Below are 269 nucleotides of genomic sequence, written 5' to 3'. Positions count from 1 at the left end.
CGCACGATCACATCGCCCTCGACGATCCCGGCATTCGCTGCCGGACTCCCCGGCTGCACATCGGCGACTTCCGCGCCGATCATAACCTCGTTGGCGACGGTTTTCTGGCGGGCGCTCACGCCGATCACCGGGTGATGGATCGAGCCGTCGCGGATGAGAGTCTGCGCGACCTCGGTCATCTGGTCGACAGGGATCGCGAAGCCGAGTCCGACGGATCCGCCGCTCTCGCTGCGGATCGCGGTGTTGATGCCGATCACCCGGCCGTCCGC

1 protein-coding gene is annotated in these 269 nt (G+C 67.3%); it reads right to left on the bottom strand.

Annotated features, from left to right (window positions below; translation table 11 throughout):
* Window positions 1-269, bottom strand: a 269-nt coding sequence (locus CUZ56_RS15085; RefSeq protein WP_239442619.1) for a S1C family serine protease, incomplete at both ends; no start/stop codon positions are given.

Origin of the sequence: Saezia sanguinis, assembly GCF_003991585.1 — a bacterium.
Lineage (GTDB): Bacteria > Pseudomonadota > Gammaproteobacteria > Burkholderiales > Burkholderiaceae_C > Saezia > Saezia sanguinis.
This window is presented reverse-complemented; position numbering and strand designations above follow the sequence as displayed.